At 60.0% G+C, this 19,929-nt stretch carries 20 protein-coding genes; 14 read left to right on the top strand and 6 right to left on the bottom strand.

What is annotated here, in order from left to right; genetic code table 11:
- Positions 1–489: 489 nt before the first annotated feature.
- Positions 490–2,013: a recombinase family protein gene (locus CAUR_RS01495; protein ID WP_012256199.1), complete on the bottom strand. Its 1,524-nt coding sequence runs from the start codon at positions 2,011–2,013 to the stop codon at positions 490–492.
- Positions 2,014–2,178: 165 nt separating this feature from the next.
- Here CAUR_RS01495 and CAUR_RS01490 point away from each other — a divergent pair, with 165 nt between their 5' ends.
- The 12 genes from CAUR_RS01490 to CAUR_RS01435 all read left to right on the top strand — a co-directional run bounded on the left by CAUR_RS01490 (position 2,179) and on the right by CAUR_RS01435 (position 12,459).
- Positions 2,179–2,415 carry a helix-turn-helix domain-containing protein gene (locus tag CAUR_RS01490; RefSeq protein ID WP_012256198.1) on the top strand — a complete coding sequence of 79 codons (237 nt, stop codon included), beginning with the start codon at positions 2,179–2,181 and terminating at the stop codon, positions 2,413–2,415.
- 147 nt (positions 2,416–2,562) lie between these two features.
- Positions 2,563–2,781, top strand: coding sequence for a hypothetical protein (locus CAUR_RS01485; protein WP_012660420.1), 219 nt, complete (start codon positions 2,563–2,565; stop codon positions 2,779–2,781).
- Positions 2,782–3,040: 259 nt separating this feature from the next.
- Entirely contained in the window at positions 3,041–4,552 is a 1,512-nt protein-coding gene (locus CAUR_RS01480; RefSeq protein ID WP_012256196.1) for a P-loop NTPase family protein, read from the top strand.
- A complete protein-coding gene (locus tag CAUR_RS01475; RefSeq protein ID WP_012256195.1) occupies positions 4,549–5,295 on the top strand; it encodes a hypothetical protein in 747 nt (248 codons plus the stop codon). Before CAUR_RS01480 ends, CAUR_RS01475 begins: the two co-directional genes overlap by 4 nt.
- A complete protein-coding gene (locus CAUR_RS01470; RefSeq protein ID WP_012660419.1) occupies positions 5,288–5,503 on the top strand; it encodes a hypothetical protein in 216 nt (71 codons plus the stop codon). Before CAUR_RS01475 ends, CAUR_RS01470 begins: the two co-directional genes overlap by 8 nt.
- Positions 5,504–5,508: 5 nt before the next feature.
- Positions 5,509–5,838 (top strand): hypothetical protein, encoded by a 330-nt coding sequence (locus CAUR_RS01465; protein ID WP_012256194.1) that lies wholly within the window; start codon positions 5,509–5,511, stop codon positions 5,836–5,838.
- Between the two features lie 79 nt (positions 5,839–5,917).
- Complete coding sequence (locus tag CAUR_RS01460; RefSeq protein WP_012256193.1) at positions 5,918–6,445, top strand: hypothetical protein; 528 nt, start codon at positions 5,918–5,920, stop codon at positions 6,443–6,445.
- Between the two features lie 108 nt (positions 6,446–6,553).
- Positions 6,554–6,766 carry a hypothetical protein gene (locus CAUR_RS01455; protein ID WP_012660418.1) on the top strand — a complete coding sequence of 71 codons (213 nt, stop codon included), beginning with the start codon at positions 6,554–6,556 and terminating at the stop codon, positions 6,764–6,766.
- 257 nt (positions 6,767–7,023) lie between these two features.
- A complete protein-coding gene (locus tag CAUR_RS01450; protein ID WP_012256192.1) occupies positions 7,024–9,507 on the top strand; it encodes a YfjI family protein in 2,484 nt (827 codons plus the stop codon).
- A 115-nt stretch (positions 9,508–9,622) separates the two neighbouring features.
- Positions 9,623–10,648, top strand: a complete 1,026-nt coding sequence (locus tag CAUR_RS01445) for a CHC2 zinc finger domain-containing protein (protein ID WP_012256191.1) — start codon at positions 9,623–9,625, stop codon at positions 10,646–10,648.
- A 41-nt stretch (positions 10,649–10,689) separates the two neighbouring features.
- Positions 10,690–11,073 (top strand): helix-turn-helix domain-containing protein, encoded by a 384-nt coding sequence (locus CAUR_RS01440; protein WP_012256190.1) that lies wholly within the window; start codon positions 10,690–10,692, stop codon positions 11,071–11,073.
- Positions 11,074–11,325: 252 nt separating this feature from the next.
- Positions 11,326–12,459 carry a TsoY family (seleno)protein gene (locus CAUR_RS01435; protein ID WP_012256189.1) on the top strand — a complete coding sequence of 378 codons (1,134 nt, stop codon included), beginning with the start codon at positions 11,326–11,328 and terminating at the stop codon, positions 12,457–12,459.
- A gap of 56 nt (positions 12,460–12,515) precedes the next feature.
- Here CAUR_RS01435 and serA read toward each other — a convergent pair whose 3' ends face one another.
- From serA to CAUR_RS21360, 5 genes are all read right to left on the bottom strand, one after another.
- Positions 12,516–14,093 carry a phosphoglycerate dehydrogenase gene (gene serA / locus CAUR_RS01430; RefSeq protein WP_012256188.1) on the bottom strand — a complete coding sequence of 526 codons (1,578 nt, stop codon included), beginning with the start codon at positions 14,091–14,093 and terminating at the stop codon, positions 12,516–12,518.
- A gap of 9 nt (positions 14,094–14,102) precedes the next feature.
- A complete protein-coding gene (locus tag CAUR_RS01425; protein WP_012256187.1) occupies positions 14,103–14,681 on the bottom strand; it encodes a D-sedoheptulose-7-phosphate isomerase in 579 nt (192 codons plus the stop codon).
- Between the two features lie 908 nt (positions 14,682–15,589).
- The gene (locus tag CAUR_RS21370) at positions 15,590–16,087 is read right to left on the bottom strand and encodes an Hsp70 family protein (protein ID WP_242605020.1); all 498 of its coding nucleotides are present in this window, start codon (positions 16,085–16,087) and stop codon (positions 15,590–15,592) included.
- Positions 16,050–16,619: an Hsp70 family protein gene (locus tag CAUR_RS21365; RefSeq protein WP_242605019.1), complete on the bottom strand. Its 570-nt coding sequence runs from the start codon at positions 16,617–16,619 to the stop codon at positions 16,050–16,052. Before CAUR_RS21365 ends, CAUR_RS21370 begins: the two co-directional genes overlap by 38 nt.
- Positions 16,616–16,939 carry a hypothetical protein gene (locus CAUR_RS21360; RefSeq protein WP_242605018.1) on the bottom strand — a complete coding sequence of 108 codons (324 nt, stop codon included), beginning with the start codon at positions 16,937–16,939 and terminating at the stop codon, positions 16,616–16,618. Before CAUR_RS21360 ends, CAUR_RS21365 begins: the two co-directional genes overlap by 4 nt.
- Positions 16,940–17,379: 440 nt before the next feature.
- On the opposite strand from CAUR_RS21360, the gene CAUR_RS01415 reads away from it, so the two are divergent.
- Together CAUR_RS01415 and CAUR_RS01410 are read left to right on the top strand one after the other, a co-directional pair.
- Entirely contained in the window at positions 17,380–18,660 is a 1,281-nt protein-coding gene (locus CAUR_RS01415) for a sugar ABC transporter substrate-binding protein (RefSeq protein ID WP_012660415.1), read from the top strand.
- 610 nt (positions 18,661–19,270) lie between these two features.
- Complete coding sequence (locus tag CAUR_RS01410; RefSeq protein WP_012256185.1) at positions 19,271–19,639, top strand: roadblock/LC7 domain-containing protein; 369 nt, start codon at positions 19,271–19,273, stop codon at positions 19,637–19,639.
- The last annotated feature ends 290 nt before the right edge of the window (positions 19,640–19,929 follow it).

The raw sequence follows: 19,929 nt of genomic DNA, 5'->3' as shown, positions 1-19,929 counted from the left end.
GTATGGCAGCGAGGTGGGCTGACGACCATCGGCGGTGCCATCACGCGCTGGATGGATTGCCTTACCCGCTCGTTGTGCGCGTGGCGCGGCGTTTGGAGTGCGGCAGCCATGCTGCCGCACCAGCCGTGCTTCGTGCCGGGCGCGAGTCACGCTGTTGACCCTGCTGACCACGGAGATGCTGTGTGCTCATCACAAGCATATCTGTTGGTAACGAGTGAGGTACCTCTTGTAAATGTTTTTTGAAATAGGTTCCAGTACGGGCGAGCCAGTATCTCCTTTCCCCATTTAATTGGTTGGACGGTGTAACCTCTTCCCAATTCATTGCATCTTATAGACAAAAGGTCGCAAAAGACTTGACAAAAGGAGGAGGTTACAAACTCATGCGTCATGTGGTTGCTCGTCTGACGGGGTTGCGCTCGCTGGGTGAACGCTACACACCAACCTATTGGTTGGCGGCACTCGGTAACGGTGGTACAGCCGTGACCTTTTTCATCTGGTTGAACTTATTGGTTCCCCCGCAATCAAAAACGTGCCGGCATCACCGGTAAGCACTGCGCGCACATCGATATTATTCTCGCGCACTACCACTTGCACATCCAACGCCTCATAGACCTTCATTTGCTCTTCCGGCGTTGCCTCAATCTGCAATGCCGCTTTGAGTGCGCGAGCCATCGCAAGCAGCGCGTCACGATTGGCATGGTGGCTGTTTAATGCGGCAAGCTGGGCATCGATTCGGTCAAGCTCGCGCTGAGCGCTTTGACGTTGCAGTTCGTATTGTTTCTTGGTGGCGGCGACCTCATCCAATGTGCATACACCAGCGGTATACAATTCAATGAGCCGCGCCGTGCGCGTTCCTGCCTCGGCAATCTGGCGTGCATAGGCAGCTCGCTCATGTTCCAGCGCCTCACGCTGGCCGGCTTCATTGGCGCGGGCCGCCTCGATTGCTCGCACTAGTCGCGTCTCATCCAACACCGTTTCTATTACCCATTGCCATACCAACGCTTCCAGCCGCTCGGCCCGGTACGATGTGCCATGGTTGCACGATGCAATCAGCGCGCCTTTGGCGGCGTGACACATGTAATAGTGATACGTCTTGCCGGATGCACGTGTGCCCGCGCCATTGCCTGACATGCGATTGCCGCATATCCCGCACCGTATCCGCCCGCGCAACGAATACACGCGCTTAGCATTGCGCTTGGCCATTGCCTGATTGCGCGTCAATTGCTCTTGCACCGCTTCCCATGTCTCGGCGTCTACAATTGCTGGAACTGGCACAAAGAGATTATGCGCTGCCGAGTAGTATTGCCCTTTGTACACCGGATTGCGCAACATGCCGGCAACGGTGGTATGATCCCATTCAGGCCGAGGAGGGCGGCCAGCTCGCCCGCGTGGTGTGACGCCCATATCAGTAAGCAGCTTCGCAATGCGTTGGGTAGGCACGCCTTCCAATGCCCAAGCAAAGATGCGGCGGACAATTGCCGCTTCCGCTTCGTTGATGTGTAAGTGACGATCATGCTTGGTTCCATGCCAGTGATACCCATAGGCAGGGTGATTACCGAGGCCAAGCGGCTTGCCGGATAGCAATCGAGCGCGCCGGCCTTGCTTCGTGCGTTCAATAATGCGCAACCGCTCATGCTCGGCAAAGGAACCGATCATGTTTTGAATGAGTTTATCTTCTGGCGTATCGCGCGCCTGTCCAAGCGTGGTAAAGTGCAACGCAATACGCGCGTTCTGAAACTCATCGCGCAGGTACAAAAAGTGCGCAAGATTACGTGATAAGCGATCTTGGTGATACACAATCACCGCTTGCACCAACTGTTGCGATACCAGATCACGCACTTGCTGCAAGCCGGGCCGATCTAACCGCGCACCGCTCATCGTATCGATGCACTCGGCTACTACCTGCAACCCGTTGCGCTCGGCATATTCCCGGCAGGCCGCAAGCTGGGCCGGAATGCTAAAGTTATCCCCCTGCTCTTCCGTGCTTACCCGCGCATAGATGACCGCGTGCATATTCCCCTCCATGCCAGAGTGTGATTACTTTCCTAGGATTGTACCACAAGGTTGTTAAATTGCAATCAACAATGTAGGTAAAATCATCTCATTGCCATTATTGCAACAACGTGCTATACTGCTAACCAACAACGTTGGTTGTTGTACAATAAGGGGGTGAAAGTCGTGAATAGCCATCTACGCATCCTCATCGCGCAAAAAGAATTGCGCGAACGTCGCCGGCTCAGCGTGCGGGTGATCGCGGAAGAATCGGGCGCGTCTCGGAGTGCTATCGAGCGCCTGATGAATAACACCATCCGCGAGGTGCCGCTCGATGATCTGGCGCGCCTCTGTGTCTGGCTGGATTGCCAGCCGGGTGACATTTTGCGCCTTGAACCGCTGCCCGAAGAGCCGGCGCGGTAGGCGCGTTTTTCGTTCCCTTATCCCGTTACTCAAAACCTCAAAACCTCGGCGTAGCGCATTGCAACGCGCTAAACCGGCGTACTCAAAACCCTACTCAAAACCGGTTTTGAGAATCTCAAAACCTACTCATAACCTCGGAGGTGAACCATGCGGATGATCTCGGAAGAGGCGCGCCGGCTGGCGCTGGCTATCTGGGCCGAGCAAGCGGCCAGCGGCATTGGGCCGGCGATGGTAGAGGCCGAGCGGCTGGCCGAGTGGCTGGCCAATCGCACCTACCCGCTCACGCTCTTGGAACGGGCCGCCAATGGCGATGTGACGGCGTTACTGGCTGTGAGAATCGAGGCCGGCTTGCCGGCCATCGTGTAACGGGGGATTGCATGCGGAGATACCAACCATCACGGCGCGCGGCCCGGAGTGCAGGCCAAACCGCGCGCCGCATTGCCGGGCTGGGCGCAGCCAACAACCGGCACGCTCATGATAGCGTGACAGACAAAATCAGCAAAATAGGTGTGACAGGTGTGACAGCATCCGCGCCGAGCGCATTAGGACGGCTTAAACGGCTGTCACACCTACCGATGGCGGTAGGTGTGACAAGGTGTGACAGGTGTGACAGCGGAGGTGCGCGATGAGCAATCTGACGATAAACCGGATCGGCCCGGAAGCGCAGGCCGATAGCGCATGGCACGATGAGGATGTAGAGGCGGCGCGCTTTGCGGCGTTGGATGTGCGCCCGGCACCGGCCCGCTGGCGCGGGCGCGACGCCCTCGGCGTTGCACTGGCCGGGCTGGTCGCGTTGGGCGGCTGGTTAGCGCTGGTGATCGTGTTTTGGGTGGCGGCCCGCATTACCGAGAGCGCCTACCCGCCCGCGCCGGGTTGGGTGCTCTTTTGGCAGGTGTTGTTGGGCATCACGGCGAGCGCGCCGGCTTGGTTGGGCATACTGGCCGCCAGCGTCTGGGTGTATGAACGGCGCATCTATGCGCGCCGAGCGAATGTCATCCGCGACAAGCTTATGAACCCGGTGCCGGCGCACTTGATCAACCAATTGACCTTGCCGAGCTACTACGCCCTCTTTGAGCGCGCGGCGGCCCTTGAGCGTGAGGTAGCGCCGTATCGCGCCTACCGGGGTGTTGAAAGCCTCAGCCTCAGCGCCTCGGCAGCGAAGCCGAGCGGCGAAGAGGCGCGCAAGGCGCTAGAAAGCGTTGTAACGCCAGCGATTGAGCGGCTTGATGACTGGGTGACGGATGTGGCGGCGCGGGAAGCGCACATCTTGGTATCCGGCAAGACGGCCAGCGGCAAAACAACAACGGGAGCGGCACTCTTGGCGCGCCGGATTGACGCCGGCGATGCCATCTGCGTGATCGATCCGCATCACGAACCCGGCAAATGGTGGGGGATTGATGCGATCGGGGCGGGCCGCGATTATGCGGCCATCGGCGCGGCGCTGGACGCGCTCGATGCCGAGATGACCGAACGCTATCGCCGGCTGGCTGATGGTGAGCCGCCCGGCCAGCGGCTCACGGTGCTGATCGATGAAGCACCGGCCATCGCTGCCGCGCTGGAACGGCGCTGGAAGGCGTTAGCAACCCGGCTCGGCAGTGAGGCGCGCAAGGTAGGCATCGCGCTCATCATCCTGAGCCAAAGCCCGTTAGTGGAAGACCTGATGATGAACTCGGTGATGCGCCGGAACTACACCATCATCGGACTGGACATGGCCAGCATCCGCGTCATGCTGCGCGATGCCCGCAATGCCCGCGACATCCTAGCGACGCTGGAAGGCCGGCCCTATCCGGCGCTGCGTGAGGTAGACGGCGAGTTTCGCATCTGCGACCGCACCGGCATTCATCAGGTGCGCCCGCAGCGATCGCCGAACGTCTGGCGTCTGCCAGTCTGCGATGAGGCCGCCAGCGGGCCGGCACAGACAGACAGACGCGCAGACGCCGAGACGATTGAGCGACTGAAGGCGTTCATCCGGGCCGGCATCACGCGCGATGAGGCCCGCGCCCAAGGCGTCGCGTTTGACAATAGCGATTGGACGCGGGCGCGGCGTGAGGTAGAGGCCGAAACGGAACTGCTCAATGGGCTACTGGTTGCAAGCCCGCGTGACGGCTTGCGTGCCACTACGGAGGTGCAAGGATGAAGCGGCATATCGGCTTAGCCATTCACGGCGGTTTGGCGCTGGTGATTGTTGGATGGTCGCTCTGGGGGGCTTACACGTTTTGGCAATTCGTGTTTCTCACGCCTTGGGCGGCGGTAGGGGCCTTGTTGCTCATCGAAGCCTTTGCGCTGGCCGGCTTCGCCTTGCATGTGCTCGGCATTCCCACACCGGTTGCCGCCGCTCGGCACCTCTTGCCGGTCGCCAGCGCCGCGCCCGCCCTGCACAGCATTCACGCGCTGGCCAAGGGCGTAGGCGACCTTGAGGCTTGGGCGCTGGCCGGCATCGTGACGCTGGTGCTGATGCTGGCATCCTATGCCGTCTGGCGCGGGTTGGAAGCGTTGCTGCTTGACCGCGCCTTGCTGGTGCAAGCGGAAGTGGAAGCGCGCGCCAAGCACGCGGAAGTAGCGGTACAGCGCATTGCTGCCGAGGCCGCCGCGATGGTGCGCATTATCACGGCGATGCGCAACGCGGTGCAAGCGCATGAACGCGCCGCCTTGCCGCCAGCGGCTGATCTGGTGCTGGCCCGCGTTGCCAGCTATCCCGAACCGCAACCGGCAGCGCCGGATAGCAGCCCCTCGGCAACGGCGCGCACCAGTGACGCCGCGCCGCGCTACCAGTGCCCGCACTGTGGCGCGCCGCTGGCGAACCTCGGCCAATATGGGGCCGCGCGCAAGCACGGCTACTGCCGGCAGTGCCGGCCCGGAACGGAGGCCCGCAATGGATGAGACGCTGATCAGCATGTGCGCCGAGTATGTGGCGCTGGTTGACGCGATGCGCACGGGCTGCTATGCTGCCGGCGCATTGCACCAGCTTGACCGCGACCGGCAAATCTTGCACACCCAACTACTGGCCGCTACCGGCCTCAGCCGGCATGACGATATGTACCGCTATGCGCGCAACCTCTTGCACGTTGCGCGCGCCACTCGGAGGTAGGAACCATGACGCCGCCGGAATTGCCCGCTACCGGCCCTGAGCAGCCCGGAGACGCGCCCGCCGCGCCAGCCCGCGCACTGGTGCGGGCGCATCGGCTTATCGGCTATGTGGTAGGTCACATCACGCTTGACGGCGTAGACCACGCTATCATCCACACCCAACCGCACCGCTATGAGGTTGCGCCGGCGCATCTGGTGCAACCGGCAGATGCGGATGCGGCCCTCATGGATATTCGGCTGGCGCTGGCCGATGCGGTAGCGCTGGCGCGCTGGCGCGGCATTGAACCGGCAACGGTGCTGGCCGCGCTCACCGCGATTATCGCCCAAGCCGAATAGCAGTATCATGACGAAAACGCGCGCGGCGCTGGCCTCACACACCAGCGCCGCGCTGAGGAACGAAACGGAGATGCGTTCCATGACTAATGATACCACACCAATGAGCAACGTTGACCAGCGGCGAATCCGGGCTGCGCTGAGGATCATCGTCTTGGCCTCACTGTACGCAGAGAGAGTAGCTCGCGAGCATATCCCTGATTCGGACGCGCTCGACGAGTTGCAGGGTTACATTGCTCTCATCCGCGATGCCGCCGCAATCGCGGGAGCTGAGTTGGATGGCTTTGAATCACAATTGATTGCTGAAACGGTCACACACCTTAACGCGCATGAGGTAGTGCGACTATTTGCCGAACACCACGCAGCATTCTTTGCGAAGGTGGCGATTGCAGTAGCAAACGCCGCGGCTGACCGTGCCCTTTGCGATATTCGCCCCGGACGAAAACCCGGCCCGGCTATTGAAGAGGAAAAGTTGCAAGCAGCCCTTGACTACTATGAGCGTAATGCTGGCTGTATAACCCTTGAGGAAGCAGCAACGCGACATTGTATCGCCCCCCGGACGCTCAGCCGTTATCGTAGCCAACGGCGCAAACAAGCCAACAATCAGTAACACGGGTTTTGGCGCTCATTTCTGGCGTTAATTCTGGCGTTTCGCACGAGCGCTTTTTTGCTACCCTGCAACTAGACGGTTGCAGGGTTTTTGTTTGAGGAGGGCGCGATGCGCAAGGTGAAACTGATTGTGCCAGAGCCAGAGTATCAAGCACTGTTCAAGCTCGCCATCCGTGAATTACGCACGCCAAATGATCAAATCGTCTGGCTGATTCGCCGAGAAGCCGAGCGTCAAGGGTTGTTGCACCAATATGAGGATCGCCATGACCAAACAGAAGCGCCAGTCACCGAACCCGCCGCCGCCCGCTCGCCGCGACCGTGAGCGTGAGCAGTGGGCTTTGTTGGGCCGCGTGCTGCTCGGCATGCTGGCCCGCCGGCAGGCTGGTCAAGGGCAAGAGATGGCGACTGAACCGGAACGGAACGCACCGGAAGCGTGATGAGGGGCGCGCTGCCGGTTGGAAGTAGGAATGGGTGGAGAGGCAAGAGGTGAAGGGAGGCAGGCGATGGCAATGGATCAGTTTGTCTTGAAATACACCAACGCCGCGTTGCCAAGACGCGGCGTTGGACAAAGGAACAAATATGAAGAAACATACCTCTACTTCATCGTATCACAACGGATCGCCGGCGTCAACGCCGCCAGATCACCTGATTGCCGAGGCGCTGCGGGCGCTGGCCGGGCCGGATGACGCCGCTGCACAGCAAGCCGCGCAGACGGATTGCGGCCCGTGGAATCACGTTCGGGATGCCCTCGCAACGGCCCGCGCCAGTGGCGGCCAGCCAGCCGCGCAACGGGCGCTGGCGGCCCTGCAACACCAGTACCCTGACCTCACCACGCTACTGGCCAGCGCGCAAGCCCTTGATCTCGATGATGACGATGAACCTGCCAGCGATGCACCGTCGCCGTTGCCGCTCGGCGGGCTGCCGGGCTGGGTGCGGGAGATGGTGCGCCATACCGCCGAGGCGGTGCAAGTGCCGGTTGACCTTGCTCATGCGCTGGCCCTCGGCGCGTTATCCGTCGCCACCGCCGGCGCGATGCGCGTGCAGCTTACCTCGGATTGGAACGAAGAAACGTGCCTCTATGTGATGCCGGCGCTGCCGTCTGGCGAACGCAAAAGCGCCGCCTTCGCCCTGCTCATTGGGCCGATTGAACAGTGGGAAGATGACGAACGCAACCGGCGCGCCCCTGAGTACACCACCAGCCAAGCGCGCAAGCGCGTGCTTGATAAAGAGATTGAGCGGTTGACGGCTGAGGCCGCCAAAGAGCAAGATGCCAGCCGGAAGAAACAACTAGAATGGGCGCTGGCAACGGCGATCACCGAGTATGAGCGCGTTGCGCTGGCCGCGCCATTTCGCCGGCTCTTGCAAAACGCAACACCGGAAGCGTTGACCTCGGCGCTGGTTGCGCACCAGCGCATCGCGGTAGTATCGCCGGAACCTGACAGTATGCAGGTGCTGATCGGCGCGGGCCGTGACGGGCCGCCGATGCTGGAAGCCATCTTAAAGGGCTACAACGGTGAACGGCTGATCATTGACCGGCAGACGCGCCAATCACAACGGGTTGCAGCGCCGGCGCTCACGATGGTGCTGGCCGCCCAACCGCATGCCGTGCGTGACCTGATCCGCAACCGCGCCTTGATTGAACGCGGCGTTTTAGCCCGCTACCTCATCCTCTTGCCGCCGTCGCGTCTCGGCGCTCGCGCCATTGCGCCGCCGGTCATTCCTGAACTGGTGAAAGCGACCTATGCCACGCATCTGCGCTGGCTGCTTGATACGTGCCAGCCGCCAGCGCCAGAGCAGCGCCATACCGTCACGCTCAGCGCCGAGGCGTTGCATGCGGTGCATGCGATGCAAGCGATGATTGAGCCGCGCTTACATGAGCAACGGGGCGATCTGGCCGGTCATCCGCTCTTGCGCGCTTGGGCTGGCAAGCTGACCGGTCACGTGGTGCGCATTGCCGCCAATCTGCACGCCGCTCATTGCGCGGCGCGCAAGGTGTTGCCATGGGCCGAGCCGATCAGCGGCGAGGTGATGCGGGCCGCCGTCGCCTACTGCGAGCCGCTGATCGCGCACATGCGGGCCGTGTTGGGTGATGCGGTGATGAGCGATGCGGATCGCGTTGCCCGCCGGGTACGCGCTATCATTGCGAGATACGCCGCTCACGGCCAGATCACCGAGCGGATGATCTATCAGGCAATGCGCACGGAAAGCCGTGAGATGATTGAACGCGCCCTGCAAACGCTGCTCAAAGACGGCGACCTTGAAGGGCCGCTCAAGGTGACAGGCCGCAAAGGGGGCCGCCCATCCAAGGTGTATCGCGTGCTGATCGCGCCTAACGCCACCAGCGCCGCCACTACCACGCCGCCCGGTGCATCGTATGCCGCACCGGAACCCGCACCGGAACCCGCACCGGAACCCGCACCGGAACCCGCACCGGAACCCGCACCGGAACCCGCACCGGAACCCGCACCGGAACCGGAACCCGTACCGCCCGCTGCGCCGCCATCGGCAGCGACGAACGCCGCTGCGCCGGCCAGCAAGCGCGTCATCTCAATGCCACCAACGCCGCCGGCGTGGTATGACGTGGTGAAGCCGCTCACACAGCGATTGCCGGCAACGCTCAGCGCCGAAATGGGCGCGCCCGCCGGCCAGCCGCTCGGCATTCTGATCCGGCGCAATGACCGGCCCGCTAGCAGCCCGGATGCGACGCTGTATATCGCGCCGTTTGATCTGCCGGAAGGGGTGAGCCGCGCCGAGGCCATCGCCGCCGGGGTGCAACACGTGCTAGCCGAGCTAAGGCGCCGCTGGCCGGATGCGCATCCGGCCAGCGCCGAGGGTGCCGAGGGTGCCGAGGGTGATGAGGGTGATGAGGGTGATAACGATCTGCCGCCCCTACCCGCCGGCGTCAAGCCGAGTGCTTGGCGCGCAGTCAATTGGCGCTATGTCATGCACTTGGCAACCAAGCGCCCTGCCGATTGGGAACGCGGCGTTCGCACGCACGCCGTCTTAAAGGGCATCCCGCCAGAGGCGCTGCTTGCCGCCGCGCAAGCGCGGGCTGGGTTGTGAGAGGTTTTGAGTATCTCAAAACCGGTTTTGAGGAGGGTTTTGAGGAAGCCGATTGAACGCATTCCAACGCGCTAAACCGAGGTTTTGAGGTTTTGAGTAACGGAAGTGAGCCGCTATGACACTCACCACCGCCCCTACCATCGATCTACCGGCCCTCATCGAGCGGCTCGGCGTGCGCTTGCACCGTTATGGGCGTTCCTATCGGTGCGCGTGCCCGTTGCACGCCGGCGATAATGAGCTAGCCTTCAGCATCTATCAGAGCCGTTCCGGGCAATGGCGCTGGCATTGCTTTAGCGGCGATTGCGGCGATGGCGATGCCATCGCGTTTGTGCGCCGCTACTATGGCGTTGGCTATCGTGAGGCCTGTCAGATGCTCGGCGTGACGCCGGCCAGCGCACCGAGCGGGCCGCGATCGCCACAGCCGCCGCCCGTGGAACCGCCCTCGGCACAGTGGCAACACACCGTTGGGCGGTTGGTGGATCAGGCCGTGCAGGCGCTCTGGTCGCCGGCTGGCCAAGCGGCTCGCGCCTATCTCTACCAACGCGGGTTGACGGATGCCCTGATCCGGCGCGCCGGCCTCGGCTACCATCCGGCAGCAACCCGCATCCGGGCCGAGACGCTCGGCCTTGACGGTGATAACCCGTACTATCCCGCCGGCATTGTCATTCCGTATTGGGTAGAGGGCGACCTCTGGCGCGTGCAGGTGCGCCGCCTATCCAACACCGAGCCGCGCTATCTCTCGCTGGCCGGCTCATCCGGCGCACCGCCCTACCTCATCGCGCCGATCACCTCGGCCAAGCCGTTGGTGTTAGCCGAGGGGCCGGTTGACGTGCTGGCCATCATGCAGGCCGCCGGCGATCTGGTGACAGCGATTGGCACCGGGGCGACGGGGTGCCGAGCGGTGCGCTGGATCGCTCGCTGCGCCGTTGCGCCGCTGGTGCTGGCCGCCCATGATGCGGATGAGGCCGGTGACGCGGCGGCGGCCTACTGGTGCGACGCTTTGCAACCGCGCTGCACGCGCTGGCGGCCTACGCTGCACGATCCCGCCGAGATGCTGCAACTTGGCGGGTTAGCGTTGGTGCGACAGTGGATTGAGCAAGGGCTGGCCAGCGCCGAGGGCGACGGCTACAATAGGCGGTAGGCACAATGATGCGTCAACCCTGACAACACTCGGAGGTACCTATGGCACATCGAGAGACAAGCCGTGATGAGGTGATCGCGGCGTTGCACGCGAATCGCGGATTAATCGCACTGGCTGCGCGTGATCTGGGCGTGAGCCGGCAGGCGCTCTATGCGCGCATCAAGCGCGACCCTGAGCTACTGGCCTGCATTGAGCATGAGCGGGAAGCCATCGTTGATCTGGCCGAGCAGAAACTGTTTGAGGCGCTCGATAAGGGCGAACGCTGGGCGGTGATGTTAGTGCTGACACGGTTAGGCCGGCATCGCGGCTGGGCCGATGCGCCGGCCAGCGGGGGGCCGGAAGGGCGCGTTGCCAAGGCGCTTGAGCAAGCAAGCCTCGATGATCTGATGCTGTCGCTCACCACCCTGAACGGCCAGCGCCGATAGAGGACGCCAAAACGCTTGACAGCCATGCTAGTTTTTGCTTGCCTGTTTGTGGCAATTCTCTGTCATTCGCACGCGACTGCATGGCGATGCGGTGCGCCAAAAAGCTAACCGCCGCCGAGACAGTCATTAGCAGGTGAGGTGTAAAGCAAAACCCGCGCCGAATAGCGCGGGTTTGTTGCGTCATGTTGCGGATTTTGTGGAACGGTTAGGCCGCGTAGCGCAAGGTGGCGGTGAGGGTAAGGGCAATCGTTTTTGAATTGTAAGGCGTTGATTTTTCTCGTTCCGCATCCAAACACGCCGATTGTGACGTTCGACAGTATTGCTGCTTTATGGGCTAAGACTGATGTGACCGGTCAAATGCTCTTGCTGATTGCCCTGGCCGGTGTGGCCATCTTTGCCATCCGTCATCTCCAGTCACTCATCTGGAATCTGAGCGAATTTAGCCGGTTCCGCCGCAGCAGTGCTTATCTCCAGCTTCGTGAAACGAACGGTGCGGTGATGTTGATGGCACTGCCCTTGACCCTGGCGATGACGATTAATGTGGCATTTGTGAGCGGTGCAGTCTTCGTGCCCGGTTTGTGGAACGTGGTCGAATATCTGTTCCCCTTCGCAATGACAGCGTTTCTCCTCGTTGGTGTGCTGGCACTGCGCACGTTTGCAGATATTTTCGGGCGGGCACTGGCGAACGGTCATTTCGATTGCACGCGCAACAATAACCTGACGCAGTTGTTGGCTGCGTTTGCCTTCGCGATGGTCGGGGTAGGAATGGCTGCACCGGCAGCGATGAGCACGGTCAAACTGACGATTGGTCTATCGATGTTGGGGACAATTTTCTTCATTACTGCGGCAGTCGTCATCGCTTTGATCCTGCTGGTGTTGGGAGCACGGGCGATGTTGACGAATGGGTTGGCCGTGGAGGCTGGCCCCAGCCTCTGGATGCCGATCCCGTTGTTGACGCTGATCGGTATCGCTATGCTGCGTATCAGCCATGGTCTGCACAGTGGCTTTGAACTGCATATCGAAGCCCCGCACCGGTTACTGATCACTGCGGTGTTCTTCAGTCTCCAACTGCTGGCAGGTTTGTTGGGGCTATCGGTGCTGCGACGGGTAGGTTATTTCCGAACGTATCTGAACGGGCCGGCGCGCAGTCCTGGTGCGTATGGCCTGATCTGTCCGGCAGTGGGACTGTTCGTGTTCGGCATGTTTTTCCTGCACGTCGGTCTGGTGCAAAACGGTCTGATCGAGAAGTTCTCGCCGGTCTATTTCGTTGCCCTGGCGGCGCTGGCAGTGGTACAGGTGCTTGGGATCATCACGATGTTCCGGCTTGATCGCCGGTTGCTCGCGCAGCCGGCGCGATCACCGGCTGAAGCCGAGAGGGTGGCCTGAGAGCCATAACCAAAAGGGGGCGGAACCATCCGCCCCCTTCGTCATTCGTTCGTCACTTACAACTCTACACTAAACGCAGCCTGAATACCTGGAATCGTCGCTATCTGCTCCATCACCTGCGGTGGTGCCGGTTCGTCGAGCGTTAAGACCATCACCGCCCGCTCGCGGGGCGCACGCCGCCCCACGTACATCCCCGAAATGTTTACATCGGCTGCGCCGAGTAGTTGCCCGACTTTACCGATCATGCCCGGCTGGTCGTGGTGGTAGGTGATCAAGAGTGATCCCTGCGGGACAAAATCGACAAAATAGCCGTCCATCTGCACGATATGTGGTTCGCCACGCAACACAGTACCGCTGAATGTGCGAGTGCGTTCCGCTGTTTGCACGTGTAGGGTGATCAGACCGGCGTAGTTTTCCGCTTCCGGCGAGACTCGTTCGGTCATGCGCACGCCACGCTCGCGGGCGATAATCGGTGCATTCACTGGGGTAATCCGCTCTGAGCTGCTGGCGGCCAGTAAGCCCTGCAAGACGGCGAGGCGCACCGGTTGGGTGTCCATGTCAGCCAGTTCACCACCCAATTCGAGATCGTAGCTGCGCACCGGCTCCTGCACCAGTTGCATGACCAGTGTGCCGAGTAAGCGGCCCAGATTGAGGTACGGTTGCAGCACGTTCCATGCCTCTGGTGCCACGAAGGGCGCATTCACTGCATAGCGTGGTGTGCCACCGTTCAGCGCAGTTACCACGCCTTCCGCCATCTCAGTCCCGGCGCTCAATTGCGCTTCGGTGGTTGATGCACCAATATGGGGCACAGTGATGATCTTCGGGTGACCAAGCAGCGGGCTATCCGCCGGTAGCGGTTCCTGGTTGTATACATCGAGCGCCGCGCCACCCAGATGACCACTGTTCAACGCCTCAACCAGCGCGACTTCATCAACGATCCCCCCGCGACTGGCATTGATCAGGTAAGCGCCCCGCTTCATCTGCATAATCCGCTGCTGATCGAACAGATTGCGTGTGCTTTCGATCAATGGGACGTGGAGTGAGATCACATCGCTCCGTTGCACCAGTTCGTCGAGGGTAACCAGCGAAACCCCCAGTTGTTCGGCGCGGTCAAACGAGACAACCGGATCATACGCCAGCACCTCCATCTCTAACGACCGTGCCCGTCGTGCCACCTCCGAGCCAATTCGCCCCAGCCCGACCAGGCCGAGCGTCTTGCCGCGAACTTCCCAACCGACGAAATCGTTCCGCGCCCAGCGTCCGCTCTGCAACGATGCATGAGCCTGGGGGATGCGACGGGCCAGACTGATCAACAGGCCAATCGTCAGTTCGGCAACCGCAACGTTGTTTGAGGCCGGAGCATTGACCACGATGATCCCGCGTCGGGTGGCCGCTTCAACGTCGATATTGTCAACCCCGGTGCCGGCGCGCCCGATCACGCGCAATCGTTCGCCGGCAGCAATCACTTCAGCGGTGACCTTCGTCGCCGAACGGACAACCAGGGCATCGTATTCACCAATGATCGAGATCAGCGTCGGTTTGTCGAGATCAAGCCGAACATCCACTGTCCCGGCCTGACGCAACACCGCAAGTCCTTCGGCAGCGATCTTTTCAGTAACAAGAATCCGGTTCATAGACTCCTCTCAAACGTATGGCTCGCTAGCACTGGCAAGACGTTGTTCGACCTGCTCGCAGATGGCATGCAGAAAGAGGGTGTGAACTTCCTGAATACGCGCAGTATTCTGGCTCGGCACGATCAGAGCGTGATCGGCCAGATTACGGGCCATACCACCATCTTTGCCGAGCAGGGCAATGTTAATCATACCTCTGGCACGGGCTGTACTCAGCGCGTTAATAATGTTGGGCGAATTGCCACTTGTACTGAACACAATTAACACATCACCAGGTTTGCCCAACGCCGTCAGTTGACGGGCAAAGACCTCATCGTAGCCAAAGTCGTTGGCAATACAGGTCATTGCACCGACATCGGCGTTCAGGCAGATTGCCGGCAATGGTCGGCGGTTATGGCGGTATCGTCCGATTAACTCTTCGGCCAGATGCATAGCATCTGCCGCACTTCCTCCGTTTCCCGCAGTGTATAACGTGTGTCCACTCAGTATTGCATCGGCCACCAGCTCTGTGATCCGGTCGATGGCCGGTGCCAGGGTCGTGCATGCCTGTAAAACCGTAATGGCTTCATCAAGTTGCTGTTGGAATGACATAATCTCTCCGTAGGTGATAATCTCGCGCCTATTATACGCGCTGTCGTTACATAGCACGTCGGCTGTGGGCGAGAGTGACTGGACGCTCTTTCATCAATCTACGTAGACACGCTCCAGCCTGAAAATTATCTACACACAGAGAAGAGATGTGTGTGTCGCGTAGTGTGGATGACAGCGCCCCGCTGCCGCGCCCGCCGCCCTGCCCGCCCCCAAGCGGCGGAGTGCGCCAACCAACCGGCAATCCTCGACGTACCGTGCCGCACCGAAGCGCGGTAGAACGGTGCCATCCACGCTGCCGCGCCTGCCGCCCTGCCCGCCCCCAGGCGGCGGAGTGCGCCAACCAACCGGCAATCCTCGACCGACCGTGCCGCACCGAAGCCCGATAGAACGGTGCCATTCACGTGTTGTGGCGTGCGGCAGCCACACTGCCGCGCCCACCGCCCTGCCCACCCTCAGCAGTGGGGTGTGCCAACCCACCGGTAATCCTCGACGTGCCGTACTGCACCGAAGCGTGGTAGAACGGTGCCATTCACGTGTCGCGTAGTGTGGAGTGCGGCAGCCACACTGCCGCGCCCACCGCCCTGCCCACCCTCAGCAGTGGGGTGTGCCAACCCACCGGTAATCCTCGACGTGCCGTACTGCACCGAAGCGTGGTAGAACGGTGCCATTCACGTGTCGCCAATATAGAGTGCAGCAGCCACGCAGCCGCGCCTGCCGCACTGCATGCCTCCAGCCGAGGCGATGCGCCGGCCCACCGGCCACTAAGAGTGCAATGTGTCACAACTGCATCAAAACCCTTCTGGAGATGATCTGGTAGCAGCGTTCGTGGTGTGTGTTTACCAGACAGACTGCTACCCACGGCGCGTAACAACTTACCGCAAGGGGGTGAAAAGTGACCAAGAGTACCATTACCCGGTTACCGCGTCATATTCGCTCGCCTTCAATGCCAGCCCTGCCGCAACACTGGTGAACACATCGATCTCCTGCAACTTCCCGGCGCCGAATTTCTCGCTCAGCATACGCACGAAACGCGGGACACGTGAGCTACCACCGGTGCGGAGAACGACATCAATCTGTTCTGGGCGCAGGCCGGCAGTTTTCAGAGCGCGATCAATACACGCCTCAACCGCCCGCACATCAGGGCCGATCAGCCGCTCGAAGTCCCAGCGCGGAATCTCATCGCGTACCTTGATCTCACCCATATCAAGTTCAAACGTTGCTCGATCCGCCTGCGACAACGCTACTTTGGTGCGCTCAACCGCTTCGTACATCGGCAACCCATAGTTTTTGCGTACCAGAGTACGTAATGCCTGCAACTCGCGTGGCCGGTCGCTAATCGCCACCGCTTCATCAATAATCGCCAGATATTTAAGGTTGGGTGAGATCGATGATCGTTTGCCATTCACTGAGGTGTTCCAACACGTGATTGGGAAACGGCAATCGTCGTGCTCCCAGCGTAGCGCCCTCGCCGAAATGACGTAACAGCCGCCCCATCACAATTCGGCGGTCGAGCAAATCACCACCGACCGGCACACCATCGGTTGCCAGGAACGAAGGCCGGCCCCGTTCATCAAGCTCCATAATCGTGATGTCAAGGGTACCACCACCAAAATCGAACACCAGCACGCGCTGGGCCCGTTGGTTTGTGCGCGCATACGAGAGTGCTGCTGCGGTCGGTTCTTCCAGAAAACTGAAGGATTGCAAGCCGGCCAGCCGACATGCAGCCTGCATGCGCTCAAAAGCCAGCGCATCACTGGCCGGATCGCTGGCGTAATGCACCGGTCGGCCAATTACCAGATGACTGATCGGAGCGCCAAGCTGTTGCTCGATCCGCTCGATGATCATGCGTAAGACCAGTGCAATCAACTCTTCCAGCGTATAGTAGACGCCAAACACATTTGTCTTCTGGAAGCTACGATCACGGAGATGACTCTTCAACGACTGAAACAGTCGTCCTGGGCATTGGCGTCAACCTTTACGTACAATGCCTGCATCACCGTACCGCTTTCGGCAAAGGTCAGTTCGGCATCGCCGATGTACCGCCAGACGTATTCAATCTCGCGCCCAACATTCCCTTCGGTGAAGCGATTGATCGCCTCACGCCCGATGAACGGTACGCCTTCGCGGGTGATGAAAAGCGTCGAGCGGAGAATTGCCGGTTGTGTATTCACCGGATCGAGATCGATCAAACGCAAACGCTGACCGTCATATACCGCTGCGCTTGAGTTAGTCGTGCCGAAGTCAAGCCCGACGCGCATTGTTGTACCTCCCTGATCGTGATGACTGAAACTTCAGACTAACCGGCAACATCGATTTTGTCAATCAGTCTTTCGATGGAAAGTAGACAGGCGATGCTGGCCGATAAGTCCGCCAGGTGGTCGATCAAGTTCGCCTACCTTATCTGGCGTTCAGTGAATAGCAGCGGTTTCCAGATGTGCTGCGGGAGAGGTGTTGTTAGTAGTATTGGAATCGTCATAAAATCCTGCCCTGCGATGCTTCCTTGTCTGCGATTCTATCTTCACCTTGCATCACACCGACCTGGTAAAGACAGGTCTGGCGCGTAAGTTGCTATCGACATCCCTGGTACGTTGACCGTTCAGCACTGGTTGGGAGCCACGGGGCATCTTCATCTATGCCCCGGCTACATGTGATGCATCCTGCTATAATGAAGAAGCCCGACTGATACAGCGAGGAAGTTGTGCACCATCAGTCCTGGTTCTATCGTCTACTACTGCTTGGCGCATTGATGCTGACTGCCTGTTCCGTGCTTCCGTCTACTGCGCCGGTAAGGACATCCGAGCGCGTAGTCCTGCGTCTGTGGCACGCCTGGCCGGCAGCCGATAGCCGTGTCTTACAATCGCTGGTGGATCAGTTTAACCAGACCCATCCTGAATCGCAGATTGTGATCCAATCCCGTCCGGCAGTGTCACTCCCCTCCGATGTGGCAACCACTATCAGCGAAGGTGGCGGTCCGCACCTGGTCATTGTGCAGAGTCACATGCTCGGTATGCTCGTCCAGGCCGGCGTGTTGCGTTCGCTCGACGATATGCTCTCAAACAGTGAGGTAAATAGTCTGCTACCCGCTGCGGTTGGGGCTGCTCAGGTCTCCGTCTCTGGTCAGCCCGTTCTGTTTGGGGTGCCAATTACGTTTGACACCCTCGCCCTCTACTACAACCGGGCCAACGTGTTGCAACCACCGTCCAGTACCGAAGAAATGCTCCTCACCGCCCGTGCACTCACGAACCGTAATCAGACACCACCAGTCTGGGGATTGGCCTACAATCTGTCACTGGATCGAACCATTGGCTATCTCTACGCCTTCGGCGGCAGGGTATTTGATGAAAATGGCGCTGTTGTCCTGGGAAGCAGTGGTCGCGCCGGTACCGAACGCTGGTTAACCTGGTTAAGCCAGCTTTACCGCGATGAACAGTTGCTGGCGACGCTCGACGGTGTGCTGGTTGATCGAGCATTACAGGCCCGCGAAGCCATCATGACTATCGATTGGGCACACGCTCAGGCTGAGTACCGGGCAATCTGGAATGATCAACTTGGGGTAACACCGCTGCCGGTCTTGAGTGCCGAAGATCGAGTTCCTCAACCGTATGTACAGGCTGATGTGATCGCACTCAATGCTCGCCTTGATAATCAGGCTGAGCAAGCGGCTGCCCAGGCCTTCATTCGCTTTATGATCGATGTCAATAGCCAGCGGGCACTGCTGGCGGCTGGCCGCCAGCCTACCCAACTTGCACTCCAGCTCAGTGATAACGACCTTGCCGATAGCGTCCAACTGGCCGCCGCCCGTGCCTTTCGCCTTCAAGCGCAGAACGGTCTGCCAATGCCCGCTGATCGCGTTGCGCACGAGATCGTCTGGACAACCCTGGTCGAGATGCAGCTCAATGCTGTGCGCGGCTTACTGACACCTGAACAGGCTGTGACACTGGCCGATGAATTCCTGCGTAGTCGATTGGCTTCACCCTGAGATGGCGTGCGTCCAAAAGCGCTAATACGGCCCAATCCACGGAAGCTATCGCATCATCGAAAAGGTAGACACGGAGTAATGACGCGCCGGATGGGAAACCGTTGCTGATGCTCAATCGCGCTCAATCCAGGCTGCATGTCGTACCGATCACCTGTTGGCTTCGAGACGATGTCTGTTCTCGCCTTGATTATCCGACCTGTCAATGATGATGAATGAGATGACGGCTGGAAAACGCTTGCCTGTTATGATGTTTCATGGTATCCTACTGCCATGAATCGGGGTTGTCAGGCACGTATAAAGCGAGAATAGGGTGCCGCGTTCTCAGTGCTCTACATCTGACCGGGTTTGCTGCCGGGAAAACCGCCGTATGTAGAGGACGGTACCGGAACCTCGTACTGAAAATGTACATATGGCGGCCTGATAATCACCAAACCTGACAACAATCCTGTAAGAAGTCGGTAAACCTAGTTGCCGTGCGTGAGAAGATGTAGTAGAATAAGCGACGTGTAGGCCGTCGTGATGTTAGTTCTGCACTTATTAGCTAATTGTTCAGGCCCACACGGTTTCGTTCCTGTCCCGAACTGGCTGACGGCCTCTAAGGAGGATATGAATGGCAAGCAGAACCGAAGAGATGGTGCGGCATCTAAAGGCCCTATCGATGAACACGCCCGACATTGAGGCCTCCGCCGTGGTAAGCGTCGACGGCCTCATCATGGCTTCGGCGCTGCCGGCAGATGTCGAAGAAGATCGTGTCTCGGCGATGAGCGCGGCAATGCTCTCGCTGGGTGAGCGAATCGCAAGCGAGCTGCGGCGCGGGCAACTCGATCAGGTCTTTGTGCGTGGGGAAGATGGCTACGTTATCCTGATGGCAATTGGTGAGGAAGCAGTGTTGACTGCGCTGGCGCAGAGCCGGGCCAAGCTGGGTCTGGTCTTCCTTGATATGCGGCGCACGGCGAACGAGCTGGTCAATCTCGTCTAGCCATTGCTCGCTCAGCCAGCCCGGGAAGATGCTCATGCAGCCCGCTTACTGGCGGGCTGTTTGTGTCTTGTTAGCCGCTACGACTGCTCGTCGTAGATGACAGGCCGGGTATGAGCGGTGGTCAGGCACCACTTGATGATGGACGCGGGGTAAGGTGCAGAAGTGATGCTTCTGTACGCTTACCCTTATGCCGTCTTCTTGTATCTCTCGCTGTAATAGCACGCTATCCACCGTCACTCTCACGCTGCCCCTCGAACACTCCATCGTGGTGCGTAAGCGCCAGTATCGCC

Origin of the sequence: Chloroflexus aurantiacus J-10-fl, from assembly GCF_000018865.1 — a bacterium.
Taxonomy (GTDB): Bacteria; Chloroflexota; Chloroflexia; order Chloroflexales; family Chloroflexaceae; genus Chloroflexus; species Chloroflexus aurantiacus.
Note: the sequence above shows the minus strand (reverse complement) of the source record. Positions and strands in the feature narration are given on the sequence as shown.